The sequence below is a fragment of the Allobosea sp. R86505 genome (assembly GCF_042466375.1).
Taxonomy (GTDB): Bacteria; Pseudomonadota; Alphaproteobacteria; order Rhizobiales; family Beijerinckiaceae; genus Allobosea.
This window is the reverse complement of the sequence record NZ_JAXHPY010000001.1, coordinates 24,857-50,404: the sequence shown is the minus strand read 5'-3', so window position 1 is coordinate 50,404 and position 25,548 is coordinate 24,857. Positions and strand designations below refer to the sequence as shown.

Here is a 25,548-nt window from a genome sequence, read left to right as displayed (position 1 = left end):
GGCCCGGGTCACTTCGCCTTGCCAGCCTTCCCGGCGGGCTTTTTGTTCGTCAGATCGCGCCCGATGCGCTTGAAGGCGCGCGTCTGGTCGCGGATCGCGACCTCGACCGGCAGCCGCTCCATCGAGGATGCCCCGTAGAAGCCGTGGCAGTACTTCGTGTGCTTCATGATGAAGTCGGCATCCGCCGGCTCGGCGACCGGGCCGCCATGCACGAGGATGAGCGCGTCCTTCTTCACCGCGAGGGCAGCGGCAGCCCAGGCGTCGACCAGCGCCGGGCAGTCGGCGAGCTTGAGCGCCGTCTCGGCGCCGATCGCGCCGCCGGTCGTCAGCCCTAGATGGCAGACGATGATGTCGGCGCCGGCTTTCGCCATGGCGCGCGCATCGGCCTCGCAGAAGACGTAAGGCGTCGTCAGCAGGCCCTTGGCGTTGGCGAGACGGATCATCTCAACCTCGAGGCCGTAGCCCATGCCGGTCTCTTCGAGGTTCTTGCGGAAGATGCCGTCGACCAGTCCGACGGTCGGGAAGTTCTGCACCCCGGCGAAGCCGATCCGCGCGACCTCGTCCAGGAAGACGTCCATCCGCCGGAACGGGTCGGTGCCGCAGACGCCGGCGATCACCGGCGTGCTCTTGACGACCGGCAGCACCTCGGCCGCCATCTCCATGACGATGGCGTTGGCGTCGCCATAGGGCATCAGCCCCGAGAGCGAGCCGCGGCCGGCCATGCGGTAGCGGCCGGAATTGTAGATGACGATGAGGTCGATCCCGCCGGCCTCTTCGCATTTCGCGGAAAGCCCGGTGCCGGCGCCGCCGCCGACGATCGGCTCGCCGGCCTTCACCATGGCCCGGAAGCGCTTCAGCAGGGCCGTCTTGTCGAAGGCGGTCATGGGCGTTCCTCGAAGTCGAAGCCGCCGCCGAACGCCGTCATTGCGAGCGCAGCGAAGCAATCCAGGAGGAGGTAGGGCGCTGCCGCCCCTGGATTGCTTCGTCGCTGCGCTCCTCGCAATGACGGTGAGGCGATCATCATCGAGTTCATGCCCTGCCTCCATTGGCCCGCTCGCGCCGGCGCCCGGCGTGCAGGGCCCTGAACTCCCGCACCAAAGCGGCGGCGAAGGCCGGGTCGTTGATGTGATGCGGGCAGCGGATCAGCTGCCGCGTCGGCGTCTGCCGCACGGTCTGCTCCAGCGCCTGGAACAGGGCGGCGTCGGCGGCGGGATCGTGGAAAGGCTGGCCGGGCGCATCGAGGGCCGAGACGCCGCGCTCGGGCAGGAGGAAGCGCACCGGCCCCTCCATCAGGTTCAGCCGCTCGCCGATCCAGCGCCCCATCCGCGCATTCTCGTCCGCCGTTGTGCGCATCAGCGTGATCTGCGGATTGTGCGGATAGAGATTGCGGCCCCGGTAGCGCTCCGGGACCGTCTCGGGGGCGAAGAAATTGACCATGTCGAGCGCGCCGACCGAACCGACATAGGGAATGCGCGTGCGGATGATCGCGCCGAAGCGGTCTTCCGTCGCGGGCAGGAAGCCGCCCATCATCATGTCGCAGATTTCGGTGGTGGAGACGTCGATGACGGCCCCGACCAGCCCGGACTCGACCAGCTTCTCCAGCGCCCGCCCGCCCGTGCCGGTGGCGTGGAAGACGAGCGGCTCCCAGTCGGCCTCCAGCAGCCGCGAGACCTGCTGCACGCAGGGCGTGGTGACACCAAACATGGTGAGGCCGACGAGCGGCTTTTCGGGCTCGGCGCGCCGCGTCGTCGCCGGTCTGGTCAATTCGGCCAGCCGCGCCTTGGCCATGGCGGCCATCGCCCGCGCCCCGTTGCCGAGCACCAGCCGCGAGACCCGGTTGATCCCCTGCACATCAGTGACGGCATGCATCATGGTGATGTCGGCGGCGCCGACATAAGCCGCGACATCGCCCGAGGCCATGGTCGAGATCATCAGCTTCGGCAGCCCGATCGGCAGGGCCTGCATGGCGGGCGTCACCATGGCGGTCGCCCCCGAGCCGCCGGCCGAGATCACGCCGAGAACGCCCTGCTGGCGCGGCAGCCAGGCCTTGAACGCCTCCGTCATCGCCGCCACGGCCGCGCCGCGGTCGCCCGACGCGATGCCGGCAGAACCGCGCGGATGGGCGAGCGCGATCTCCTGCGGGGTGACGTCGCCGCCGGCACTGCGGCCCGAGGTCGAGATGTCGACCAGCCGTGCCCGTACCCCGTCAGCCTGGACGAGATCGCGGATGAAGCGCAGCTCCTCGCCCTTGGTGTCGAGCGTGCCGACGACGATGACATGCGGCTCGCCGCTGCCCGAGGGCGCATGGCGCCGGCCGTCCGCGACCCGGGCACCGTCGCGCGTCGCCAGCGTCGGGCGCGAGATCGTCCGCGCCTGCGCCTCGATCCGCGCCGCCGGGACGGGCTGCGACCAGCGCGTCGGGATGACCGGATTGGCGTTGTAGACCCGCATCGGGCCGCTCGGCGGGGCAGGGGCGCGGGCCGTCCCGCTCTCCGACGTCTCCGCTGGTTCGGGCGCGCCGTCGGTCTCGTCATGGCTGTGCCGGCCGACGCCCAGCAGGCGCTGCTGCAGGTCGCGGTCACCCGCCAGCGTCGCCGAGGCGATGATGCGGTTGATCCGGCCATTGACCATGATGGCGACCGGGTCCGACATTTCGGTCGCGACGCCGATGTTCTGCTCGATGACCAGGATCGCGACGTCGCCCTGCTCGGCGAGGCGCACCAGCATCTCCTCGACATGGGCGACGATGACGGGCGCGAGCCCCTCCGTCGGCTCGTCCATGATCAGCAGACGCGGATTCATCAGCAGGGCCCGGCTGATCGCCAGCATCTGCTGCTCGCCGCCCGAGAGCTGGGCACCGCCATTGTTGCGGCGCTCTGCCAGCCGCGGGAAAGCCTCGTAGATGCGCTCGGGCGTCCAGACGCCGCGCTTGGAGCGCTGCATCAGCCGCAGATGCTCGTCGACCGTGAGCGAGCGCCAGAGCCGGCGCCCCTGCGGCACATAGCCGATGCCGAGCCGCGCGATCTCGGCCGGGCTGCGCCCAGCGATCTCCTCGCCGAAGAATCGGATCGAGCCCGAGCTGACCGGCACCAGCCCCATGATCGCCTTGCACATGGTCGTCTTGCCCATGCCGTTGCGGCCGACCACGGAGAGCACGCCGCTATGGAGGGTGAGGTCGACGCCCTGCAGCGCATGGGAGCGCCCGTAGAACACGTTGAGGCCGGCGATCTGCAGGATCGGCACGCCGACGCCGGGCGGGGCCTTGAGACGCTCAGCCATGCCCGCCTCCGACATGTCCGCCGCCGAGATAGAGCTCCTGGACTTCCGGGTCGCTCTCGATCTCCTGCGGCGCGCCTTCCTTGAAGATGCGGCCGTTGTGCATCATCGTCACGCTCTCGACGACGCGCAGCGCCACATCCATGTCGTGCTCGATGATGATGTAGCCGATATGGCTCGGCAGCGAGGTCAGGATGTGGACGAGGTCGCGCCGCTCGGTCGGCGAGAGCCCCGCCGCCGGCTCGTCGAACAGGATGAAGCGCGGCGCGCCCGACAGAGCGAGCGCGATCTCGAGCTGGCGCTGCTGGCCATAGGCGAGCTCGCCGACCAGCCGGTCCTTGACGGCCGAGAGATGCACCGCCTCGACCAGCGTCTCGGCCGCATGGACCAGCGCATCGTCCCGGCGCGGGCGCAGCAGCGAGAAGCGGTTCCGCGAGACGCCCCGGCAGGCAAGATAGACGTTGTCGAGCACCGAAAGCCCGGTGAACAGCGACGAGATCTGGTAGGTCCGGCGCAGGCCCCGCCGGATGCGCTCCTGCGGCGGAAAGGCGGTGACGTCCTCGCCGAAGAAGCGGATCACGCCCGAGCTCGGCGCGAAATCGCCGGTGACGCAGTTGAACAGCGTCGTCTTGCCGGCTCCGTTCGAGCCGAGCACGGCGCGCCGCTCGCCGGGCTTCACCGAGAGCGTGATGTCGGTGAGCGCCGCCAGCGCGCCGAACAGCCGCGAGACCCCGCGCAGTTCGAGCGCATTGGCAGAGCCCGCCGCTGTCAGCCGCTCGCGGGAGACGACCGCGCTCATGGCGCGCCTCCGCCTGTGCCCATCTGGCTGTCGCGGGCCTCGCGGCCGCGGCGATAGCGCTCGCGCAGCCGCTGGAAGATGCCGATCAGCCCGTCGGGCGAGAACAGCACGATGACGAGAAAGCCGAGCCCGATCAGCAGCTGGTAGCGCCGCCCGTCGAGGCCGACACCCTCGAGCACGTCGAGCGCGAAGGTGCGCAGCAGCACATAGACCAGCGCGCCGATGAAGGGGCCGATCGGGCGGCTCAGCCCCCCGACCACCGCGATGATCAGCATGTCGACGACGGGCCCGACCCCGGCCGTGCCGGGCGAGATCTGGCGCTGGTACCAGACCAGCAGCACGCCTGCCGAGGCGGCGATCAGCGAAGCAAAGGTATAGGCGGCGATGCGATGCGCGACGACGTCGAAGCCGAGCGCCGCCATGCGGCGGGGGTTGTCGCGCGTGCCCTGCAAGGCGAGCCCGAAGGGGGCCCGCGAGACATAGATCACCGCGCCATAGGCCAGCGCCGCACAGGCCAGGGTCAGGTAGTAGAAGGGCAGGCTCTGCCCCCAGTCGATGCCCAGGAAGACCGGCGGCAGGATGCCGTTGAAGCCGCTGAAACCATTGAAGATCGTGTAGTTCTGCAGCGTCAGGTAGTAGAAGGCCGAGGCGATCGCGAGCGTGATCATGATCGTGTAGATGCCCTCGGTGCGCACCGAGAGCGCTCCGCTCAGCGTTCCGAACAGCGTCGCGACCAGGATCGCCACCGGCACCGCTGTCCACCATGGCCAGTTCAGGCTGATCTGGGTGATGGCGCTGCCGCCGAGGATCGCTACGAGGTAGCCGGCAAAGCCCGCCACCGTCATCTGGATCAGGCTGACGATGCCGCCATAGCCGGCCAGGAACATCAGGCTGAGCGCGATCAGGCCCAGGATCATCGCATAGGCGATGATCTGGACGAGCCAGAACGGGCTGGCGATGGCGGGCATGACCAGCAGCAGGGCGGACACGACCCAGAAGGCCGTGCCCCGGCGCGCGACCCAGTCCCCGAAGCCCTCCTGGGGGCGGGCGCGCTGCGGCAGATCGAGGTCGGCGATGGCCATCGTCAGCGCCTCGCCGCCAGGCCTTCGGGCCTGATCGCCAGGACCGCGACCATGATCAGGAAGGTCAGCATCACCGCATAGGTCGGCATGTAGACCGAGCCGAACTGCTCGGCGAGGCCGACGATCAGCGCCCCGACCGCCGCCCCGGGGATCGAGCCCATGCCGCCGACGATGACGACGACGAGAGAGGACAGCAGGATGCGCGTATCCTCGCCAGGCTGCAGCGACTGGAAGGTGCCGCCGACGACGCCGGCGAGGCCGGCGAGCCCGGCCCCGAAGGCGAAGACCATGACGAAGACGAGTTGCACGCGCACGCCGGTCGCCGACAGCATGTCGCGGTCGTCCACCCCGGCGCGCACCAGCATGCCGACCCGCGTGCGGTTGAGCGCCAGCCACATCAGCACGCCGACGACGATCGCCCCGATCAGGATGGCGATGCGCACCAGCGGATAGGTCATCATCACCGCCTCGCCATTGCTGCGCAGCGCGACTGCCAGGGGCAGCGTCACCGGCCCGGAGAGCCAGTCCGGCGCCGTGACCTGGAAGGTGTCGCCGCCATAGCTCCACAAAAGCAGGTCGGCGAAGATGATCGAGAGCCCGATGGTGACGAGCGTCTGGCGGAGGTCCTGGCCCTCCATCCAGCGAAACAACAGCACCTGCATGAGGATGCCGACGATCGCGACGACGAGGAACGCCGCGAGCAGGGCAACAAGCCAGGAGCCCGACCATTCGCCGACGCTGTAGCCGACATAACCGCCGAACAGATACAGCGAGCCATGGGCGAGGTTGACGTTGCGCATCAGCCCGAAGATCAGCGTGAATCCGCTGGCGACCAGGAAATACAGCGCCCCCAGCGTGATGCCGTTGAACAGCGCGCTCAGGAAGACACGCTTGCGCCCGAACATCGCCTCCATCCCCGGCGTCCAGATCGAAAAGACGAGCCAGGCCAGCACGGCCAGCGCCAGCAGGATGATCAGCGACCAGATCGGGCGGCGGGCGACGAAATCAGACATGGCAGGCCCGCAGCGACGGGCCGGAGAGCTGCGGCGCCTGGCCGATACGGCGCAGGACGCGGCGATAATCGCGCGGCGCCATGCCCATATGGGCGGTGAAGAAGCGGGTGAAGACGCTCTGGCAGGAGAAGCCGAGCGCCTGGCTGATCTGCGTGACCGGCTCGCCCGAGAGCACGAGGCGGTCGAGCGCGGCATCGAGCCGGACGGTGTTGGCGAAGACGGTCGGGGTGACGCCGACCTGCTCGCGGAAGAGCTTGAAGAAATGCGCTCGCGACAGCCCGGCCTCCCGGGCGACACGGGCGAGCGCACCTTCATGGGCGGGATGGGCCTCGATCAGGCGTTGCGCCCGCGCCACCCGCCGGTCCAGCACGCTTTCCGGTGCGACATGCAGCAGGGCGGAGGCGAGGTCCTGGCCGATCGGCTCGCTCGAGGCTTGGGCCAGCGCCATCAGCACGGGCGCGAGGTTGAGATCGCGATGGGCCGACAGCAGCATCTCAACCGCCTCGTCCCGCCAGGCGGCGAGTTCGCGGGTGACCACGAGCTCGGAGGCGGGGAAGGCCAGCGCGCCGGGCGGCGTCATGGTCTGGGCCGCCAGCCATTCGGGCTTGAGATAGACGACGAGGAAGAGGCCCAGCGCGCCCGCCCGTTCCGGCTGGAAATTATGAGGCTCCCAGGGGTTGATCGCCACCCCCATGAACGGGTCGACCAGCGTGGTGCAGCCATTCACGGTGACGAGGCCGCGCGACCCTTCGAGGAAGAAGATCAGGTGGGCCTCGCGGTGGGCGTGCAGCACCAGCGGGCGGTCGAGATCGTAGATCGCGACGCGGCCGAAGGGACCGTGGCAGACCGCAACTGCGCGACTCATGATGCCTCGCGAAAGTAGGTCCGACGCAGGAAGCTGGGCCTCGTCAGGCAAGCCACCGGCTCGGCACCGCGAGATCCGCTCGCAGGCGCCGGGAGTCGGGACGTGACGGAAGCGGAGGGGGCACGCAGGATGCGGGTCCCCTCCAACGGGCGCTCTGGCGCCCTATTTCTTGCATTCCGGATTGGTCCGGGACGGCAGGCCGATCGCCTTGAACGCCTCCAGCGAGAGGCCCAGCGTCTGCGTCACGTCCGGCACGGCGCGCACGAACTTGTTGGTCAGATCGCCATTGGGCAGCTCGGCGACCTCGGTGATGAAGGTCGTGGCGATCGCCTGCCGGTTGTCGTCCAGCTTGATCTTGCCGTTGGGCGCGTTCAGCTCAACCTTGGCGAGTTCGGCGCGCAGCTTGGCGCCGCCATCCGACAGGTCGCCCTTGACCTTGTCCATCGCGATCGAGAGCGCCATCACGGCGTTGTAGTAGTTGGTCGCGAAGAGCGAGGGGCTGGCGAAGCGCTTGTCGGCCGGGAACGCCTCTTGATAGGTCTTGACCCAGGCCTTCCAGCGCGGATCGTCCCAGGCGTCGGCGACGCCGCCGGAGGAGGGCGTCCCCACCAGAAGGCGCTTGGCGGCGCCTTTCGACGACAGCACGGTCTGGTCGACCATGATCGAGCCGCCGATGAACTTCGCCTTGCCGCCGGTCTGGCTGTACTGGTTCAGGAAGTTGACCGCGTCGCCACCGCCCAGGCCGAGGAAGACGGCGTCGACATCGTCGGGGATGTTGGCGATCACCGAGCCGAAATCCTTGGTGCCGAGCGGCACCCACTGGCGCTGGACGATCTCGCCGCCCGCCCGGCAATAGCCGATCGCGAAGCCGAAGACCTGCGTGTAGGGGAAGGAGTAGTCCTCGGCGATCACCGAGATCTTCTTGAAGCCCTTGTCCTTCAGCACGTATTCGCCGAGGCCCGCCATCCACATCGCGCCGTCGCTGTTGAAGCGGAAGAAGTTCGGCGAGGGATTGACGAAGGTCGTCTCGAGCGCGCCCGACGAGCCGTTGACCATGACGAGGTTGGGCACCGTCTTGCTGTAGTCGCGCATGGCGATGCCTTCGGAGCCCGACAGCGGCCCGATGATGAGCTGCACCTTGTCCTGCTCAACCAGCTTGCGGGCCGCGCGCAGCGCGGAATCGGGGCTCGCATCGGTGGCCGTGATGATGAACTCGAACTCGCGCCCGGCCATCTTGTTGCCGAGTTCCTTGGCCGCGATCTGGACGCCGCGGACGCCGTCTTCACCGCCGGACGTCAGAGCGCCCGACAGCGTCGCCATCACACCGATCTTGAGTTTTTCCTGGGCATGCGCGGCCGGTGCAGCCGCGACGAAACAGGCCGCGAAAGCGGCCGCAAGCGTCTTGCGCATCGTAGTCCTCCCTGCGTGCTGGCCGCGCCGAAGGTTCTGACGGCGAAGCCGGTGGCGGCTTTTGGATCCGCTCTAAACACACGGTAACATAGCGCCGGACGCTGCCAAGGCCGCGGATATTGCGCTGGGTCTGCTTTTTCGGTGCCGTAGCCCCGAGGGATCGTGCATCCTCCTCAGGAGGCCGCATCACCCGCACAATATCACATCGCGCTAAGCCTGCAGCGTGAGTGGCCTGCCGATGGGCCCTGTTCCGTAGTCAATTCCGGCGCGTCGGCCGAAAGCGCGCTGGTGAAGCGGGTTGGCTAGGTAGGACGCCCACGCGCCGCCATTTCGCGGGCGACAGCCAAGAAAGCCTTCATGCCCGCCGAGAGGTTTCGGCGGCCGGGGTAGTAGATGCAGAGCCCGGGGGAAGGCGGCGTCCAGTCGTCCAGGATGCGGATGAGATCGCCGCTTGCGATGTCCGCGAGGACGTCCTGCTCGAGGAAGAAGCCGATGCCGATGCTCTCTCGCACGGCGATACGCGCGAGGCTGCCCTCGTCCAGAATGATCGGGCCGCGGACATCCAGTTGGACGATCTCGCCATCCTTCTCGAAGCGCCAGCGAAACAACCCGCCATCCGGCAGCCGAACTCGGATGCAGATATGACGGATAAGGTCCGGCGGGACCCTTGGCTTGCCGTGGCGCTCGAAATAGTGCGGTGAGCCGACGACCGCATACCGCTGCGGGCGCCTCAGTGGCACTGCGATCATGTCGCTGGGCACGAGCCCCGCGACCCTCACGCCCAGATCGAACCCCTCGGCGACGACGTCGACCAGCCTGCCCTCAGTGACGATGTCGATGTTCATGTCGGGATAGCGTTGCAGGAATTCGACGACGAGCGGCGACATGATCTCGCGGGCAGCGAACGGCGCGGCGTTGATCCGGATCGTCCCTGAAGGCGTCTCGCTGTGTGACCTGACGCTTTCGAGGGCGCTGCGCATATCCTGCAGCGTCGGGCCGACCTGCTCGACGAATAGGCGCCCGGCCTCGGTCAGCGATACGCTCCGGGTGGTTCGATTGAACAGGCGCACGCCCAGATCCGCTTCGAGTCTGCCGATCGCATGGCTGAGAGCTGTGGCCGACAGGCCGAGATCGACGGCAGCGGCGCGGAAGCTGCCCTTGCGCGCGATCGACAGGACCGCCTCCAGATCATTGACGGCCAATCGATCCATTGTCCCGATCCATTCATCTCGTCATCCCCTAATATCCCGATTATTAAAACAATCGTCGAGGGCTATCTTCGGTCGCATCAGACCATTGTCGGTCAAAAGGAGGGACAAGATGGACCTGCCGAACTGCATCAAGGCCTATTTCGAGGCCGACAGCCGCAACGACGTCGAGGCGCTGATGGCGACCTTGTCACCCGGGGCCATCGTCGAGGATGAGCGCCAGCGTCATGCCGGGCTCGATGCGATCCGCGCCTGGTGGATGGAGGCGAAGCAGAAGACCCCCCATGTCAACGCGCCGATCGACGTGACCACAACCGGCGATGTGACGCAGGTTCGCACCCGGGTCAGCGGCGACTTCCCCGGCAGCCCGGTGACGCTGCTCTTCACTTTCACCGTCGCAAACGACGCGATCGCGCGGCTGGAGATCGCGTGATGACCGGCTTCATTTCTTTCGAGGGCAAACGCGCGCTGATCACCGGTGGCACCAAGGGCGCTGGAGCGGCCACGGTGTCGCTCTTTCGCGAGCTTGGCGCAAAGGTGCTGACCAGCGCTCGCTCCCGGCCCGACACGCTGCCCGAAGACCTTTTTGTCCCGGCCGATCTGACGACCGAAGACGGCGCGAGGACGGTCGCCGAAGCCGTTGCCAAGCGCCTCGGCGGCGTCGACATCCTCGTGAATATGGTCGGAGGCTCGTCCGCCCCAGCCGGTGGCTTTGCGGCGCTCACGGAGGAGGAGTGGCAGAAGGAACTAGCCCATAATCTCCTGCCGGCCGTGCGCCTCGACCGGCTGCTCCTGCCGGAGATGGTATCGCGCGGGCGTGGTGTCGTGGTCCATGTCTCGTCGATCCAGCGGCTGTTGCCGCTGCCGGAATCGACGATCGCCTATGCCGCGGCGAAGGCTGCGCTATCTGCCTACAGCAAGGCGCTGTCCAAGGAGGTCTCGCCCAAGGGCGTCCGTGTCCTGCGGGTCTCGCCTGGCTGGATCGAGACCGAAGCCGCCACACGTCTGGTCGAGCGGTTGGCGCAGGAGGCGGGCACCGATTACGAGGGCGGACAGAAGATCGTCATGGACGGGCTCGGCGGCATCCCCTTGGGACGTCCGGCGCGGCCGGACGAAGTCGCCAGCCTGATCGCGTTCTTGGCCTCCGACCGGGCCGGCGCGATCACCGGTTCCGAGCACATCATCGACGGCGGAACCGTGCCGACGGTCTGACGAGGCGACTGCGATCAGGCGGGTGTCGTCCATCCGCCGAGCTGGGAATAAACCGCGTCGCGCAATCGTCGAACATCACGATTGAGGTCGGACAAATCGTTCGGGCTCTGAAGCGAGGCACCCAGGAGAGCATTGCCGAGACATCCCGCTCTGGACCTGATGGCGATTCCAGCGTCAGTCAGGCTGACCACGACCTGCCGCTCGTTTTGAGGATTCCGCGTTCTCCTCACGAGACCAGCGACCTCCAGTCGCTTCAGCAGCGGCGTGAGCGTGCTCGACTCCAGGGCTAGTTTTTCGGCGATCGCGCCGACGGTCTGTCCGTCTTCAGCCCAGAGAACGTTGAGCACGAGGTATTGCGGATATGTCAGACCGAGATCGTCGAGCAGCGGCTTGTAGACGCGCTGGATAGCCATGCCGGCAGAATAGAGCGCGTAGCAGAGCTGGTCGTCGAGAGCTGGCGGGGTGCTGATCTGATCGGACACGGAAGGCCTCCACGCCCCCACAGATAGAGGGGCCCGCGCTAAAAACAATATCGCGATAAATGTCACTTGACAGCCCTTGTCGCGCCAATCAAATAGATATCACGATAAACATTATCTCAATATCAAAAGGAGAATGATCATGAACCCACTGAGCAACAGCATCCTCGCCGCCGCGGCCGCAGCCGTGCTTGGCCTCCAATCTGCACAGGCTGCCGAACCCATTCCAGCGAGCCAGTCCGTCAGGAACGTCGTGCTCGTGCACGGCGCCTTCGCCGACGGCTCCGGCTGGCGGGGCGTCTACGACAACCTCACGGCGCGGGGTTACAAGGTCACCATCGTCCAGAACCCTTTGACCTCGCTCGCCGACGATGTGGCCGCGACCAGGCGCGCTCTCGCCCGGCAGGACGGCCCCGCCATCCTCGTCGGCCATTCCTGGGGCGGCACGGTGATCACGGAGGCGGGCAACGATCCCAAGGTCGCGGGGCTGGTCTATGTCTCGGCGCTGTCGCCCGACGCCGGCGAGACGACGGCCCAGCAATATGCCGGCTACACCACACCGCCCGAATTCGTTCTCGACATCCACAGCGACGGATTTGGCTACGTCGCCCCGGCCAAGTTCAAGGCCGGCTTTGCGGCGGATGCCGGCGACGCCGATGCGGCCTTCATGCGCGATGCTCAGGTGCCCATCGCCATGTCGGCCTTCGAGACGAAGCTGACCCAGGCCGCCTGGCGCAGCAAGCCGAGCTGGGCCGTCATCGCGACCGAGGACAAGGCCTTCGACCAACGCATGCTGCACGGCATGGCGAAGAAGATCGGCGCGAAGGTGACCACGGTCGCAGCCAGCCACGCGCTCTTCATGACGCAGCCCAAGGTCGTGTCTGACGTGATCGACGAGGCCGCGCGGACCTCCGGAACCGCCAGCCGCTGATCCGCAGCTGCGGTCTTTCAGGCCTCTATGCAGGCGGGTTCTCGGATCCCGCCTGCTCGTTGTTCCCGTCTTGCACCCTTAGGCGGTGGCGCCCGTCACAAACCCGTCACTACGCGCGGTCTGGCAAACGCACGCCCCGGACCCGAGACCTTTCGATCGCCCGGGGCTCGCCCCGCTGGAGCCGCTTCGTGAAGCACATTCTTCTGATCGATGACGACCCGACGATCCGCGACCTGCTGTCCGACTACCTGTCGCAGCACGCGTTCCGCGTCACCGCGATCAGCGACAGCCGATCGCTGGCGCGGATCGTCGGCACCGATGCAGTCGACCTCGTGGTCGTCGACCTCAATCTCGGCCATGAAGACGGTCTGGAGATCGTCCGCCGCCTGTCCAGCACCTCGGATGCGCCGATCATCATCATCAGCGGCGACCGCCTGGACGAAGCCGACAAGGTCGTGGGGCTCGAGCTCGGCGCCACCGACTACGTCACGAAGCCCTTCGCGATCCGTGAGTTTCTGGCGCGTGTCCGGGCATCCCTGAGGGAAAGGCCCGCGCAAAAGAAGCGCAAGGAGCGGAAGACGTATCGCTTCGGCCGATTTGAGCTCGACATCGATACGCGAAAGCTCTCCGACGCCGATGGCGCAGAGATCAAGCTCACCGCAGGCGAGTTCAAGCTGCTCACCGTCTTCCTGAAAGCGCCCCAGCACGTGCTGTCGCGCGAACAACTGCTGACGGAAACGCGCAGTCACAACGACGATGTCTTTGATCGCAGCATCGATGTTCTGATCCTGAGACTCCGGCGAAAGCTGGAGGCGGATCCGGCCCGGCCGAAGCTCATCCGGACCGAGCGCGGGGCCGGCTATGTGTTTACCAGCGATGTCACGGTCAGCGACGCAGCGCGGGCACGGATATGAGCGAGCCTGTCGCGATGTTGGCCAGCAGCCGGATGGGACGGCTGCTCCGTGCGCCAGGCGTCAGCAAACGACATGGGCCAAGCGTCGTCGGAGTCATCGATCGAATATTTCATCTGTAACTTTAAAGCAGGATCTGCTCGTCTCTGTGTAACAAGACGCTCAGATAACGGCTTCATCGCAGACGATGGAGCCGTCCATGAAGTACTCCGATCCAGCGCAAATAAAAGATCGGACTGATCATCTTTTATATCTACCCGCGCCGGGCGCAGACATCATCGCTTTACGGCGACCTAACGGGGTTCATGGGTGGCATCGGTCGGGCTTCTCCCCGCGCGGTGACGTGCCAACTCCCCCGGTAATGTCGCCCGAATGCCTCGGGACGCGCACGCCCAAGTCCGGGGTCTCCTGGATCGAACGGCTGGTGATCGATTTTGGGATCGCCGGCAACGCCCTCGCATTCGGCAGCCCATTCGGGCCTTACCCGACGCGCTCGGTTCCCGCTCAGGCGAAGGTCGTCCAAGCGGGGCGCCCGACGCTGGCGCGCCGGTTGGGGGCTGCGGTTGCAGGCGCCTGGCATCGCATTGGGCGCGAGCTGGCGATCAGGCGCGCCGTACAGGATCTGCGCCGGCTCGATGCACCGATGCTGCGCGACATCGGCATCGTCGACGCCAACGCGATCGAGCTCTTCGTCCGCAACGGCGGCGAACGCTGAGCTGCGAGGTCCCGGGCGCGCCCGTCGATCGGGCCGCATCGCCCGCCAGCCGCTTCAACAACCCGACCGGGACCACCGTGACGAGCAGCGTCGTGACCAGCCCGTCCACCCCATCGCCGAAGCACCGCCGCTCGTCGCGCTCCTGAAGCGTCCGACGGGTTCGGCGCTCCAACCCGCAAAACAGAGGTACCAATGGACCATTCGCACGACTTCACAGGCCGTCCTCAGGTCGACGATCAGCCTGCTACGGAGCAACGCGATCGCAAATGGGACGATTTCGATTTCATCGTCTGCGGCGCCGGCTCCAGCGGCTGCGTGGTCGCGGCCCGTCTGGCGGAGGACGGGAAGGCGAGCGTCCTCCTGCTGGAGGCCGGCGGAGACGACGAGTCCGAGACCGTGTCAGACCCCGCACAATGGCCTCTCAATCTCGGCAGCAGCCGTGACTGGGGCTTCGTCGGCGAGCCGTCGACCGGCCTGGGCGGTCGTCGTCTGGCCTTGAGCATGGGCAAAGGCCTCGGCGGCGGCTCCAGCATCAACGTCATGGTCTGGGCCCGCGGTCACCAGGCGGATTGGGACCACTTCGCCGCCGAGACCGGGGATGAGGCCTGGGGCTATCAGTCGGTGCTCGGCTATTATCGCCGGATCGAAGACTGGCGCGGCGCGCCCGATCCGCTGCGTCGCGGCTCGGATGGTCCTGTCTACGTTGCTCAGCCGCAGGCGCCCCAGCCCGTCGCACGCACGCTCGTCGAGGCCGCCGGCGCGATGGGCATTCCCGTCTTCGAATCGCCCAATGGCGAGATGATGGAGAGCGCGGGCGGGGCCGCGATCGCCGAACTACGGGTGCGCGGCGGCAAGCGTGAATCGGTCTTCCGCTCCTATGCCCATCGCATGATGTCACGGTCGAATCTGACGGTCGTGACCGGCGCGCTCGTCACACGTGTCCTGTTGGAGGGCCGGAAGGCGGTCGGGGTCGAGATCCTCCACGAGGGCAAACGGCGACAGATCCGCGCCCGCTGCGAAACCGTGCTGTCGCTCGGAGCCGTCCAGACCCCGAAGGTGCTGATGCAGTCTGGTATCGGCCCCGAGGCCGAGTTGAAGGCCCATGGCATCGACATGGTCCAGCATCTGCCGGGCGTCGGCCGCAATCACCAGGACCATATCGCCTTCGGCTGCACCTGGGCCTACCGCAAGCCCCAGCCCATCGGAGCCGGTGGCTGCGAAGCGGCGATCTACTGGAAAAGCGATTCCCGCCTGCCAGCGCCGGATATCCTGCAGTGTCAGCTCGAATTCGCGGTGCCTTCGCCGGCTGAGACCGGGATCGAGACGCCGGCGCATGGCTGGACGATGTTTGCAGGGCTCGCCCAGCCCAAAAGCCGCGGGCGGCTGCGCCTCTCCGGGCCCAATGCCGGCGACCCCATGCTGATCGAGCCGAACGCGCTCAGCGAACCGGAAGACATCCAAGCCGCACTGGCGGCCGTCGAGCTGTGCCGCGAGATCGGCAACGCCAGGGCCTTCGACGATCTGGTCGAGCGCGAGACGGCGCCAGGCCTCCGTGATCGGGCCGGCATGCTCGATTTCATCCGCAGATCGGCGGTGACCTACTGGCATCAGTCGGGCACGGCCAAGATGGGACGTGACGAGATGTCGGTCGTCGACAACCGGCTCAAGGTCTACGGGATCGACGGGCTGCGAATTGCCGATGCCTCGATCATGCCGCACATCACGGTCGGCAACATCATGGCGCCCTGCGTCGTCATCGGTGAGCGCGCAGCCGACATGATCCGGCGACAGCACGGGCTGTCGGAGGCCGAGTGCTCCGGCACGGCCGCCGGGCCAGGGGTTGAGACCGCCCCCTGAAACGACGCCCGTTCGCCACATCCTCCGCGCCATCGCAGGCAGGTTCGTTCCTCGGCGACAGCCGCCCTGGCGCCAAGACGCGCCAGGGCGCAATCGAAGTCTGGTATGCGAAGGTGTGCGGGGCCGGCATCATGACCATCGCCTCCACCGCCCTGTTGTCGCGCTGGCCGCAGAGCACCATGGCGACGTCGAGGTCCTTGCGGATGATCGCGAGGCAGCAGGCAACGCCTGACCGCTTCACAGAAGCGTGAGAGCGGAACCTGGATGGAATAGATCGCTCCCCTCGGATGTCTCACTCCCGAAACAGGAGCAGGACATGTCGAGCAGAAACGCAAATGGTCACAGCCGCCGCGCCGTAATCCAGGCGACCATTGCCGCCGCGGCGCTTGGATCCAGCGCAGCCCGGGCCCAGACGCCGGCTGCCCAGTCGGGCCCGCGTGCGGGTGACCGTGTATTCATCACCAACGAGGATTCCAACACGCTGAGCGTCATCGATCCGGTGACGGACGAGCTGCTGCCGACCGTCAATCTGACGAGCTTCGACGAGGATTCACGCCCTCCGTTCCGCTTCGTGACCGGCAACGTCACGCCGACCCATGGCGAGATGATCCAGAAGCCGCTCTATCACGGCGCGATCTCGATCCACGGCTGTGTCCCATCACCGGATTCGCGGATCTTCGCCACCGCCGGTCGCGGCACGAGCAATCTCTACCTCGTCGATGCGGTGACGCTGAAGGTCATCGGCAATCAGCCCAATCCGCTGGCCGGCCCGACGACGAGTCCGGAAACCCTGACCTCCGGCATCCTTGTCGGGCGCGAGCCGCACGAGCCCACCTTCACCCGAAACGGCAAGGAGATCTGGGTCGCCCTGCGCGGCGAGAACAAGCTCGCCGTCATCGATGTCGAGCGCGCCAAGGCTGAGTCGGCGGGCGAACTGCCGCGCGGGGCGGCGATCCGCCGCTTCATCCCCGTTCTGGCGGGGCCCGCCATGGTCTGGTTCTCGGCTGGCGGCGAGACCGCTTTCGTGATCTCGCAGAAGGTTCGACGCATCGACGTCTTCAGCGTCCAATATGACGCGCAGGGTTTTTCGACGACGGAGCGCAAGGCGACGATCGACACCTCGGCGCAGGATCGCTTTGCTTTCGCCCCGTTCCTGAAGATCAGTCCCGATGGTCGCGAGTTCTGGATCTCGCAGAAGCTCGCCGATGGCGTCTCGGTCTACGACGCCGGCGGCGATCACAAGCTTCTCGAGCATCTGCCGCTCGGCGACCGGGCCCGCCCGAACCATGTCGAATTCGTGCGAAACGAACGCGGCAACGTCGCCTACGCGACCTTCGGCCGGGTCGACGATGCCGGGCCGGAGGGCCGGGCCGCCAGCCGGATCGCCATCATCGACAGGTCGGCGCCTCCCGGCCAGCGCCGGGTCATCGGCCACTTCTTCAGCCATGGCCGCGAGGCGCACGGCATCTGGACCGACCCGTCCAACAGCAAGCTCTATGTCGCCCACGAACTGGACGAATTGCCCGGTTCGCCGCATGCCGGACAGACGGTCTGCTGCGTGTTCGATGTGGCGGACCCGCTGCGCCCGCGCTTCGTCAGGCAGATTCCGCTCGGGACTCTCGATCTGCCATCCGGCAAGCTGCGCAACAAGAAATCGATCAACCTCGTCTATGTGCGCCCCGGCGCACGCAGCGCGACCGCGTGAGGGGAGCAGACGATGGCCTTCTCGCTCGGGACAATCCTGACGCACATCATGGACGGGCCAGTGCTCGCCCAGCACAGCGGGCACGCAGCCCATCATGGCCACGCAGCCCATCATGGTCACGGCCGTCAGGACAGCGCGACCGCTCCGCCGGGCGCGGTAAAACGCCAGACGGCAAGCCCGACTCCCGCCGGCGCGACTCCGGCCGCCCCGGCGGGCTATGACGGCTTCATCAAGGACATGCATGTCGGCATGGAGAAGATGATGCAGGACATGCACGCCGATCCACCGTCCGGCAATCCCGACATCGACTTCCTCGTCATGATGGTTCCCCACCATTGGGGTGCCGTCGAGATGGCGCGGCTGGTGCTGCGCGACGGGCGCGACCCGCTCGTCCGCGAGATCGCGCAGAGCATCCTCGCAGGCCAGCAGACCGAAATGCAGGGCATGCGCGGACGCCTCGAGGCGCTTCGGCGCGGCGGAGACGACTATCCGTCGCTGAGCGGCAACCGGGGGCCCTGATCATGCTCGGCAGCGTGTCCGACCTCGAAGTCGAAGCCCAGATCCCGGCCCTGAGGCGGTTTGCACGCTCGCTTGCCCGCAACCCCGACGATGCCGACGAACTGGTCCAGGATACGCTGCTGCAGGCGCTGTCGCGCTGGCGGCAACTGCGAAAGCCGGGCAGTGTCAGGGCTTGGCTGTTCCAGATCCTGTTCAACCTGCACCGTACTCATGGGCGCCGCCGCCAGCGCGATCTCGCCCGTTTTACTGATGACGACGGAGCCGACCATGCCGATCCGTCGAGCGACCAACATCAGGCTCTCCATCTCGGCGACGCGTTCTCGGCGCTGGCGCGGCTGCCGCAGGACCAGCGCATCGCGCTCGAACTGGTTGCCGTGGAGGACATGACCTATGAGGAGGTCGCCAGAGTGACCGAAGTCCCGATCGGAACTGTCATGTCGCGCCTGAGCCGCGCCCGCGAGCGCCTGCGTAGCGAGTTGGAGGGCAGCAATGTCACCCCGTTCCGGAGGCTGAAATGATGTCGCGCTCGGGTCCGATCGGCGATGACGACATCCAGGCCTTCATCGATGGCCGCCTCGCAGCGGATCGGCAGCGCGAGGTCGAGGCTTTCCTTGCCTCGGAGCCGGCTCTGCGCAGCCGCATCGAACAGCAGCGCGCCGACGTGCACGCTCTGAGAGCCGCCGGTCAGCTTCGGCCTCCCGAGCCGATTCCGGCCTCGCTGCGATTGTCCGAGATTAGGCGGCTGCGGGCTGCACGGACCATCTCCCGTTACCGGCAACTCGCGGCCGGCCTGTGCCTCTTTGCTGTCGGCGGCCTGCTGGGCGCTGTCCTGTCTCGGCAGGAGCCGGCCCCGGCCGCAGCGCGACCACTGATGGCCGATGCCGTCGTCGCGTTTCGCGCCTTCGCAGGCCGCTCGGTCGATACGGTCGAGTTTCCGGCCGCCCAGGCTGCGGTCATGAGGCAGATGATCTCGCAGCACCTCCGGCAAGACATCGTCGTGCCCGATCTCTCGGGCGTCGGCCTGGCCTTTCGGGGCGGGCGGCTGCTGGCCAGCGACGAGGGGCCGGGCGGCATGTTCGTCTACGCCGACCCGATGGGCGGGCCGATCGCGGTTTATGTCAAGACGCTGGCCAGAGCTCGCAAGGCGAATCTCAATGCGCGGCAGGACGGTGATGTCACAGCCTATTTCTGGTTCACCGGCGAACTCGGCTATGCGGTCCTTGGCCCGTCGACGTCCCCCTATACCAAGCGCGCCGCCGAACAACTTGTAATAACGGGAAGGAGTAAAGAGGGGTCTTAGAAGCGGATAATCAAACGTATTTCTTTTAAAATCTTTGCGGAAGCACTCCAATATGATACCATCACGACAACGGATGCGATCCGATCTTGAAGGATGTCTGTATGGTATCTGCCGTAAATTGCCAGGGGTGACCTGTGTCGCGAATGCTGCTATTTCAGGCTGCCGGATAAAAATCCCCTGAGCCTATCGCTTCTCGGCTGCGACAGGACCTCGGCCGGCGCCCCTTCCTCCTCAACCACGCCCTGATGAAGGAAGACGACGCGACTGGCGACCTCGCGGGCAAAGCCCATCTCGTGCGTCACGACGAGCATGGTGCGGCCCTCCTCCGCCAGGAGCCGCATCACCCGCAGGACCTCCCCGACGAGCTCGGGGTCGAGCGCAGATGTCGGCTCGTCGAAGAGCATGACCTCCGGCTCCATGGCGAGCGCGCGGGCGATGGCGACGCGCTGCTGCTCGCCGCCCGACATATGGGCGGGGTAGGCATCCTTGCGGTGGGAGACGCCGACGCGCGCGAGATAGCGTTCCGCGCGCTCGACGGCCTCCGCACGCGAGAGGCCGAGCACGCGCATCGGCGCCTCGATCACATTCTCAACCGCCGTCATATGCGCCCAGAGATTGAACTGCTGGAACACCATCGCCAGCCGGGCGCGGATGCGCTGCAGCTGAGCCGGGTCCGCGGCCTCGAGTTCGCCCTTGCGGCCGGGCGCGAGCCTGAGTTCCTCGCCACCGACGAAGACGCGCCCGGCACTGGGCCTCTCGAGCAGGTTCAGGCAGCGCAACACCGTGCTCTTGCCGGAGCCGGAGGCGCCGATCAGCGCAATGACGTTGCCGGCATCGGCCGAGAGCGAAACGCCCTTCAGCACCTCGACCGCACCGAAGCTCTTGCGCAGGCCTTCGGCCCGGAGCTTCTCGACGGAGCTGCCGCCGGCCGCGGAGGGCTCGATGGCTGACGGGTCCATGGCGCGATCCTTTCAGGGGCTGAGCAGCCGGCCGCTGCGCTTCAGGCTGGTGCCGGCGACCTTGCCCAGCCGCTTGCCGGCGGTAACAAAGCGCAGCGCCGAGCGCGCGAAGAAGACGCCGCCGGACTGGCAGCGGATGGGGGTCACCGCGCCGCTCAGCGGGTCGATCAGCTCGGCCAGCACCGCACCCGCCTCGACCGTCTCCCCCAGTTCGCGACGATAGACGAGGATGCCGGCCGTCGGCGCGACGAGGGGCTCGGAGGCTTCGAGCGCGGTCGGCTGGCACAGGGCCACGGGCAGGACCGGCCTTTCGCCCGCGATGACGCCGACATGGCGCATGAAAGCGACGATCGCACGCGCATCGGCATCGGCCATGGTGTCATTGACGTCGCTCTGACCGCGCAGCTCGACCGTCACCGAGTGGCAGCCGAAGGGGACGGGTCGGTCTGGAAAAACGCGGGCGAGTTCGGCCCAGGGGCGGCTGACAGCCTCGTCGAAGGGATCGCCGCCCGAGACATCGGCGAGCAGGAGCGCCCGCGCCCCGAGATGGGCCGCGAGCGGTGCGAAAATCGGCGCGCTGTCGGTATGGGTGTACAGATGCATCGCGGCTTCGGCATCGCAGTGCAGGTCGAGTACGAAGTCGGCGTGAAGGGCGAGCGCCAGCAGCGTCGCCTTGAGATGCTGCGGCGGCGTCTCGACCGGGAACGAGGCCAGCCCGGCGGCGAGCTCCGCCCGGATGAGCGCGAGATTGCTGTCGGGGTCGTCGGTCAGCGCCTCGCCGATGCGCGACAGGCCCACCGTCAGGTCGGGGAAGTCGCGGTTGAAATTGCCGCCCTCCGCCAGCGCGAAGCGCCCCACCGGCTGGCCGAGCACCTGCTGGCCGAGCCCGAGCGGGTTGGCGACCGGCACGAGCACGACTTCGCCGCGCAGATCGCCCGAGGCCTCGAGCGCGCCAAGATCGCGGCGCAGCGCCTGGGCGCAGATCATGCCGGGGATCTCGTCGGCGTGCAGGGCCGCCTGGATATAGACGCAAGGCCGCGCCCCAGATCGGCCGAAGCGCTGCACGGTGAGGTGGTGGGCCGTCCCTGGGGTAGCGGCGGGGATCGCGATGATGTCGGTCTGCATGGCGTCAAGCGGGCCTCGGGTCGGCCGATTTGGGCCGAAGGTGCTTCAGGAACCGGGCCTCCAGCAGCTTGACGAGGCCGACGAGCGTGAAGGTGATGACGAAGTAGAACACCGCCACCAGGCCGAAGGCCTCGAGCGGGGCGAGGTTGTTGTAGTAGACGTCACGGGCGGTGCGGGTGAGTTCGACGATCGTGACGGCGCTGGCGATCGAGGTCGCATGCATGACCATGACGAGTTCGTTGCCGTATTGCGGCAGGGCGCGGCGCATGGCGCTCGGCAGCAGGATGCGGCGGTAGATCGCAAAGGTCGACAGCCCCAGGCTGCGCGCGGCTTCCAGCTCGCCACTGGGCGTCTGACGCAGGGCGCCGGCGAGGATTTCCGTCGTATAGGCCGTGCTGTTGAGGGCAAAGGCCAGCCAGGCGCAGAACCAGGCGTTGCGGAACAGCGGCCAGGCCGCGCTCTCGCGCAGCCATTCGAACTGCGCCAGGCCGAAATAGATCATGTAGAGCTGCACCAGGAGCGGCGTGCCCCGGATCACATAGGTGTAGAGGAACACCGGCTTCGAGAGCAGCGGATTGGGCGAGACCCGCGCGATCGCCAGCGGCACCGACAGCAGGAACGAGGCCGAGACCGAGATCGCCATCAGGATCAGGCTGACCTTGAGGCCGTTGAGATAGAGCGGCCAGGATTCCGCGATGAGGGCCCAGTCGACCATCAGAATTCCACCTTGCGCACGCCGAGCGAGAAGCGCCGCTCGACCCAGCCGAGCAGCAGGATCGAGACCGTGGTGACCGCGAGATAGATCCCGCCGATCGCGGCGTAGAAGGTGAAGGGCTCACGCGTGGCGGCCGAGGCGAGGTTGGCCCGGTGGACCATGTCGTCGAGCCCGATGATCGACAAAAGCGCGGTGGCCTTGATCATCACCAGCCAGTTGTTGGTGAAGCCGGGAATGGCGTGGCGGACCATCTGCGGCAGAACGATGCGACGCAGCACCTGGCCGCGGCTCATGCCATAGGCGAGACCCGCCTCGCTCTGCCCGCGCGGGATGGCGAGGATGGCGCCGCGAAAGGTCTCCGTCAGATAGGCTCCGAAGATGAAGCCCAGCGTCGTCGTGCCGGCGACGAAGGGGTTGATGTCGAGATAGCCGAGCCCGGCCTTGTCGGCGAGGCTGTTGATCAGGATCTGGCCGCCATAGAAGATCAACAGCAGCAGAACGAGCTCCGGCAGCCCGCGGATCAGCGTCGTGTAGGTGTCGGCCGCGATGTTGGCCGCCCGCGAGGCCGACAGCTTGGCGCCGGCCCCGATCAGCCCGAAGACGCAGGCGATCGCCAGCGACACGGCCGAAACCAGCAGCGTCGAACGCAGGCCTTCGAGAATGGCGGGGAAATAGCCGTGGAGGAACATGGCGTCGTCCGGATCGGCATGAAAGGGCGTCATGGCCGGGCGGGCCCTGGCCAAGTCCCGCGAAACGAGGCGGGCCGGACCGAGTTGTCAGGGACGGGTCAGACCCGACCCCGACGCCGGGTGTTGGCCTCAGGCCCCCGAGATGTCGAAGTCGAAATAGCGGTCGGCCAGCGCCTTGTAGCCGCCATTGGCCTTGAAGGCGGCGAGCGCGGCGTTGACCTGCGTGCGCAGGGCATCGTCGCCCTTGCGCATCGCGATGCCGACGCCCGAGCCCGCGCCAATCCGGATCGCCGGGCCGAGCTGGGCGTAGCCCTTGCCTTCCGGCTTCTTCAGGAAGGCCTCGCCCGAGACGACCGAGGAGCCAAAGCCGACATCAGCGCGCCCGACGGCAAGCTCCATGTAGACCTCGGTCTCCTTGCCGGCGAAGACGATAGTGCTGTCCTTGTAGTTCTCGGCCAGATAGGCGGCGCGCGGCGAATTGCGCAGCACGACGATGGTCTTGCCCTTCAGCGCGGCCGGCGAGTGATCCGCAAAGGCGCCGGCCTTGGCGACGAAGCGCGAGGGTACGTCGTAATAGGGATCGGAGAAATCGACGGACTTCCTGCGCGCCTCGGTGATCGTCATCGAGGCGACGATCATGTCGAACTTCCTGGCGTTCAGCGCCGGGATCATGCCGTCGAATTCCTGCTGGACGAAGCTGCACTCGGCCTTCATCTGCGCGCAGATGGCGTTGGCGATGTCGATGTCGAAGCCGCCCAGCTTACCGTCGGGCGCGATCATCGAGAACGGCGGATAATTGCCCTCGACCCCGATTCGCAGCTTCGTGGCCTGGGCCGCCGCCGGCTGGCCCAGCACGAGTGCGATCGAGGCCGTTGCGGCCCAGGCAAGGACAGTACGCTTCAGCATGACATTCTCCCGATCAGTGGTGTTGAGTTCCCGCTCGGACTTCACATTGGCGATTAATTTTCATAAGGTCAACATATGAAAATATCTCTTCACAATGGCCCGGGTGGCAGCGGCGCGAGCGACATGGCCTTCGCCGCCTCCGAACTCGGCCGGAAGCTGCTAGCGCTGCAGGCGTCGGGATCGGCCTCCAATCGCGTCATCGCTGAGCATCTCCTGCGCAATCCAGTGCGCGGCTCGGCCCTGTCGATCGAGGATCTCGCGGCCGCGACGGGCGTCTCGACCGCGACCCTGTCGCGGTTCGCCCGGCTACTGGGCTTCAGCGGCTTTCCCGATCTGCGCGCCGCGCTCGCCGACACGCTCCAGGCCGTGCTGCGCCCGGTCGAGAAACTGCGCGGCAGCTTCAACCGCGAGGACGGGCGCTCGCCGCTGCGCGAGGGGCTGGAGGACACGCTGGCCAATCTGCGCGGCACGGCCGAGGCGATCGAGCCCGAGGGCCTTTCGCGCATCGTCGCCCGCCTGACGCAGGCGCGCTGCGTCTATGTGATGGGTTTCGGCCTCTCGGCCCATCTGGCGGGCCTGCTGACGCTCGGCCTGCAGCCCTTCTGTCGCCAGCTCGTTAATGTGGTCGAGTTCGGCGGCACCGAGAATGCCGCCGGCCGCCTGATGGCGCTCGGCCCGGAGGATGTGCTGATCGCCATCTCCTTCCCGCGTTACGCCACCGATGTCGTGCACCTGACGCGCTATGCCGCCGATCGCAAGGCGGCCATCGTGGCGCTGACCGACTCGGCCGCCTCGCCGCTCGCCCCGCTTGCCGACGAGGTCCTGATCGCCCGCTGTACCCATCCCGTGCTGTCGTCGAGCAATGTCGCGGCGCTGCTCGTGATCGAGGCGCTGGTGACAGCGCTGATGGTTTCGAACGCCGACAATGTCGCCAAGGCGGCCCAGCTGACCGACGCCATCTCGAGCTATCTCGTCTAGCAGACCTCCCGCGGCCGCTAAGGCGCGGCGGCCGGAACCGCCCCGGCGCGCAGCAGCATGCCGAACAGGTCCCGCGGTTCGTCGGGATCGGCGAGCAGATCGAGCTCATCGTTCTCGCCCGTGCGGGCGGCCTCCTCCGCGAGCCAGCGCAGGACAGAGAAATCCTCGATCGCGAACCCCACCGAACCGAACAGCGTGATCTGCCGCTTCTCCTGCCAGCCCGCCGCCTGCCCCGTGAAGACGCGCCAGAGGTCCGCGACGGATTGTCGGCGGGGAGCTGCTGGATGTCACCCTCGATGCGCGTCTGCGGCGGATAGCCCATCGGCACGCTATGGAGGTGGCCGCTCTCCGTCGTTTCCAGCGTGTGGAGGTCGGGATGGGCGTTGAGCCAGAGCACGTAGAGCTTGCGACCGTCCTTGTTCGCGCGGCGGGTATGGCTGGCGAGTGTGCCGGCCGCCAGGCTGTGATCACCGCCGAGAACGATGGTCATGCCCTCCGAATCGCTCTCGTAGACGGCCTGCTCCAGCGCCTCGGTTCAGGCCACGATCTCGGGCAGGCCGTGCAGCGCGGGGTTGGCGTGCGTCAGGTTCCGTCGCGGCGCCGGGACGAGGTTGCCGCGGCCGACGACGGTGTGGCCGAGCCACTGCTCAGGGCCGCGGCCGAGACGCTCGCCACTATCGCGATCAATCCCCGTGACCGAGGCGATCACGCTCGGCGCCATCGGCTTCGACGCGGTCAAGCTGATCGCGCTGGCGCGTGTCGAGCGCAGGCCCGCCCGTCTCGACCTGTCGGCCTATCCCCATCTGCCCAGGACGACGGTCAGGACGACCTCGGCCGCAGACTATGCCGTACTCCTGCCGGAGGAAGCGGCATGACCGGCAACACCAGCGACGC

27 protein-coding genes and 3 pseudogenes are annotated in these 25,548 nt (G+C 67.2%); 12 read left to right on the top strand and 18 right to left on the bottom strand.

The features are described 5' to 3' along the window. Window positions 1–8: 8 nt before the first annotated feature. The 9 genes from SJY11_RS00240 to SJY11_RS00200 all read right to left on the bottom strand — a co-directional run bounded on the left by SJY11_RS00240 (window position 9) and on the right by SJY11_RS00200 (window position 9,656). Window positions 9–884 carry a phosphoenolpyruvate hydrolase family protein gene (locus SJY11_RS00240; RefSeq protein ID WP_376984387.1) on the bottom strand — a complete coding sequence of 292 codons (876 nt, stop codon included), beginning with the start codon at window positions 882–884 and terminating at the stop codon, window positions 9–11. After that, on the bottom strand, window positions 881–1,033 hold the full coding sequence (locus SJY11_RS00235) for a hypothetical protein (RefSeq protein ID WP_376984384.1): 153 nt from the start codon (window positions 1,031–1,033) through the stop codon (window positions 881–883). Before SJY11_RS00235 ends, SJY11_RS00240 begins: the two co-directional genes overlap by 4 nt. After that, complete coding sequence (locus tag SJY11_RS00230) at window positions 1,030–3,279, bottom strand: ABC transporter permease (RefSeq protein WP_376984382.1); 2,250 nt, start codon at window positions 3,277–3,279, stop codon at window positions 1,030–1,032. Before SJY11_RS00230 ends, SJY11_RS00235 begins: the two co-directional genes overlap by 4 nt. Continuing rightward, window positions 3,272–4,075 (bottom strand): ABC transporter ATP-binding protein, encoded by an 804-nt coding sequence (locus SJY11_RS00225; protein ID WP_305681676.1) that lies wholly within the window; start codon window positions 4,073–4,075, stop codon window positions 3,272–3,274. The genes SJY11_RS00230 and SJY11_RS00225 overlap by 8 nt, the downstream gene beginning before the upstream one ends. Next, window positions 4,072–5,157 carry a branched-chain amino acid ABC transporter permease gene (locus SJY11_RS00220; protein WP_376984380.1) on the bottom strand — a complete coding sequence of 362 codons (1,086 nt, stop codon included), beginning with the start codon at window positions 5,155–5,157 and terminating at the stop codon, window positions 4,072–4,074. Before SJY11_RS00220 ends, SJY11_RS00225 begins: the two co-directional genes overlap by 4 nt. Before the next feature lie 2 nt (window positions 5,158–5,159). Next, window positions 5,160–6,170, bottom strand: a complete 1,011-nt coding sequence (locus SJY11_RS00215) for a branched-chain amino acid ABC transporter permease (protein WP_376984379.1) — start codon at window positions 6,168–6,170, stop codon at window positions 5,160–5,162. Next, a complete protein-coding gene (locus SJY11_RS00210; RefSeq protein ID WP_376984378.1) occupies window positions 6,163–7,035 on the bottom strand; it encodes a helix-turn-helix transcriptional regulator in 873 nt (290 codons plus the stop codon). The genes SJY11_RS00215 and SJY11_RS00210 overlap by 8 nt, the downstream gene beginning before the upstream one ends. A 162-nt stretch (window positions 7,036–7,197) precedes the next feature. Next, window positions 7,198–8,445, bottom strand: coding sequence for an ABC transporter substrate-binding protein (locus tag SJY11_RS00205; protein WP_376984376.1), 1,248 nt, complete (start codon window positions 8,443–8,445; stop codon window positions 7,198–7,200). Between the two features lie 302 nt (window positions 8,446–8,747). Further along, a complete protein-coding gene (locus SJY11_RS00200) occupies window positions 8,748–9,656 on the bottom strand; it encodes a LysR family transcriptional regulator (protein WP_376984374.1) in 909 nt (302 codons plus the stop codon). 109 nt (window positions 9,657–9,765) lie between these two features. Between SJY11_RS00200 and SJY11_RS00195 the strand changes: the two genes are divergently transcribed. Both SJY11_RS00195 and SJY11_RS00190 read left to right on the top strand, forming a co-directional pair. Next, window positions 9,766–10,086: a nuclear transport factor 2 family protein gene (locus SJY11_RS00195; protein ID WP_376984373.1), complete on the top strand. Its 321-nt coding sequence runs from the start codon at window positions 9,766–9,768 to the stop codon at window positions 10,084–10,086. Beyond that, window positions 10,086–10,865, top strand: a complete 780-nt coding sequence (locus SJY11_RS00190; RefSeq protein WP_376989216.1) for an SDR family oxidoreductase — start codon at window positions 10,086–10,088, stop codon at window positions 10,863–10,865. Before SJY11_RS00195 ends, SJY11_RS00190 begins: the two co-directional genes overlap by 1 nt. Window positions 10,866–10,879: 14 nt before the next feature. Here SJY11_RS00190 and SJY11_RS00185 read toward each other — a convergent pair whose 3' ends face one another. After that, window positions 10,880–11,347, bottom strand: a complete 468-nt coding sequence (locus tag SJY11_RS00185; RefSeq protein WP_376984371.1) for a MarR family winged helix-turn-helix transcriptional regulator — start codon at window positions 11,345–11,347, stop codon at window positions 10,880–10,882. Window positions 11,348–11,486: 139 nt separating this feature from the next. On the opposite strand from SJY11_RS00185, the gene SJY11_RS00180 reads away from it, so the two are divergent. The 8 genes from SJY11_RS00180 to SJY11_RS00145 all read left to right on the top strand — a co-directional run bounded on the left by SJY11_RS00180 (window position 11,487) and on the right by SJY11_RS00145 (window position 19,282). Beyond that, window positions 11,487–12,275 (top strand): alpha/beta fold hydrolase, encoded by a 789-nt coding sequence (locus SJY11_RS00180; protein WP_376984369.1) that lies wholly within the window; start codon window positions 11,487–11,489, stop codon window positions 12,273–12,275. Between the two features lie 188 nt (window positions 12,276–12,463). Beyond that, on the top strand, window positions 12,464–13,189 hold the full coding sequence (locus SJY11_RS00175) for a response regulator (protein ID WP_376984367.1): 726 nt from the start codon (window positions 12,464–12,466) through the stop codon (window positions 13,187–13,189). Window positions 13,190–13,385: 196 nt separating this feature from the next. Then, the gene (locus tag SJY11_RS00170; protein ID WP_376984366.1) at window positions 13,386–13,901 is read left to right on the top strand and encodes a DUF1127 domain-containing protein; all 516 of its coding nucleotides are present in this window, start codon (window positions 13,386–13,388) and stop codon (window positions 13,899–13,901) included. A gap of 192 nt (window positions 13,902–14,093) precedes the next feature. After that, on the top strand, window positions 14,094–15,758 hold the full coding sequence (locus tag SJY11_RS00165; RefSeq protein WP_376984364.1) for a GMC family oxidoreductase: 1,665 nt from the start codon (window positions 14,094–14,096) through the stop codon (window positions 15,756–15,758). Window positions 15,759–16,074: 316 nt separating this feature from the next. Then, window positions 16,075–17,463 carry a YncE family protein gene (locus tag SJY11_RS00160; protein WP_376984363.1) on the top strand — a complete coding sequence of 463 codons (1,389 nt, stop codon included), beginning with the start codon at window positions 16,075–16,077 and terminating at the stop codon, window positions 17,461–17,463. Window positions 17,464–17,475: 12 nt separating this feature from the next. Then, complete coding sequence (locus SJY11_RS00155) at window positions 17,476–17,982, top strand: DUF305 domain-containing protein (RefSeq protein WP_376984362.1); 507 nt, start codon at window positions 17,476–17,478, stop codon at window positions 17,980–17,982. Between the two features lie 2 nt (window positions 17,983–17,984). Then, window positions 17,985–18,500, top strand: coding sequence for an RNA polymerase sigma factor (locus tag SJY11_RS00150; protein ID WP_376984361.1), 516 nt, complete (start codon window positions 17,985–17,987; stop codon window positions 18,498–18,500). Then, window positions 18,497–19,282, top strand: a complete 786-nt coding sequence (locus SJY11_RS00145) for an anti-sigma factor family protein (RefSeq protein WP_376984360.1) — start codon at window positions 18,497–18,499, stop codon at window positions 19,280–19,282. The genes SJY11_RS00150 and SJY11_RS00145 overlap by 4 nt, the downstream gene beginning before the upstream one ends. 149 nt (window positions 19,283–19,431) lie before the next feature. On the opposite strand, the gene SJY11_RS00140 is transcribed toward SJY11_RS00145, so the two are convergent. The 5 genes from SJY11_RS00140 to SJY11_RS00120 all read right to left on the bottom strand — a co-directional run bounded on the left by SJY11_RS00140 (window position 19,432) and on the right by SJY11_RS00120 (window position 23,676). Further along, window positions 19,432–20,241: an ABC transporter ATP-binding protein gene (locus tag SJY11_RS00140; RefSeq protein WP_376984358.1), complete on the bottom strand. Its 810-nt coding sequence runs from the start codon at window positions 20,239–20,241 to the stop codon at window positions 19,432–19,434. Between the two features lie 12 nt (window positions 20,242–20,253). Beyond that, complete coding sequence (locus SJY11_RS00135; RefSeq protein ID WP_376984357.1) at window positions 20,254–21,366, bottom strand: succinylglutamate desuccinylase/aspartoacylase family protein; 1,113 nt, start codon at window positions 21,364–21,366, stop codon at window positions 20,254–20,256. Between the two features lie 4 nt (window positions 21,367–21,370). Next, window positions 21,371–22,081, bottom strand: a complete 711-nt coding sequence (locus SJY11_RS00130; protein WP_376984356.1) for an ABC transporter permease — start codon at window positions 22,079–22,081, stop codon at window positions 21,371–21,373. After that, window positions 22,081–22,803 carry an ABC transporter permease gene (locus tag SJY11_RS00125; protein ID WP_376984354.1) on the bottom strand — a complete coding sequence of 241 codons (723 nt, stop codon included), beginning with the start codon at window positions 22,801–22,803 and terminating at the stop codon, window positions 22,081–22,083. Before SJY11_RS00125 ends, SJY11_RS00130 begins: the two co-directional genes overlap by 1 nt. A 96-nt stretch (window positions 22,804–22,899) precedes the next feature. Then, window positions 22,900–23,676, bottom strand: coding sequence for a transporter substrate-binding domain-containing protein (locus SJY11_RS00120; RefSeq protein ID WP_376984352.1), 777 nt, complete (start codon window positions 23,674–23,676; stop codon window positions 22,900–22,902). A gap of 75 nt (window positions 23,677–23,751) precedes the next feature. On the opposite strand from SJY11_RS00120, the gene SJY11_RS00115 reads away from it, so the two are divergent. Next, window positions 23,752–24,654, top strand: coding sequence for a MurR/RpiR family transcriptional regulator (locus SJY11_RS00115; protein WP_376984350.1), 903 nt, complete (start codon window positions 23,752–23,754; stop codon window positions 24,652–24,654). 17 nt (window positions 24,655–24,671) lie between these two features. On the opposite strand, the pseudogene SJY11_RS00110 reads toward SJY11_RS00115, so the two are convergent. The 3 genes and pseudogenes from SJY11_RS00110 to SJY11_RS00100 all read right to left on the bottom strand — a co-directional run. Next, window positions 24,672–24,970: pseudogene (locus tag SJY11_RS00110) on the bottom strand (ornithine cyclodeaminase); the annotation flags it as partial. Window positions 24,971–25,021: 51 nt separating this feature from the next. Continuing rightward, window positions 25,022–25,144: pseudogene (locus tag SJY11_RS00105) on the bottom strand (arginase family protein); the annotation flags it as partial. A gap of 45 nt (window positions 25,145–25,189) precedes the next feature. Next, window positions 25,190–25,363 carry a hypothetical protein gene (locus tag SJY11_RS00100; protein ID WP_376984348.1) on the bottom strand — a complete coding sequence of 58 codons (174 nt, stop codon included), beginning with the start codon at window positions 25,361–25,363 and terminating at the stop codon, window positions 25,190–25,192. On the opposite strand from SJY11_RS00100, the pseudogene SJY11_RS00095 reads away from it, so the two are divergent. Next, window positions 25,347–25,529: pseudogene (locus tag SJY11_RS00095) on the top strand (IS21 family transposase); the annotation flags it as partial. The gene SJY11_RS00100 and the pseudogene SJY11_RS00095 overlap by 17 nt on opposite strands. Window positions 25,530–25,548: the final 19 nt, after the last annotated feature.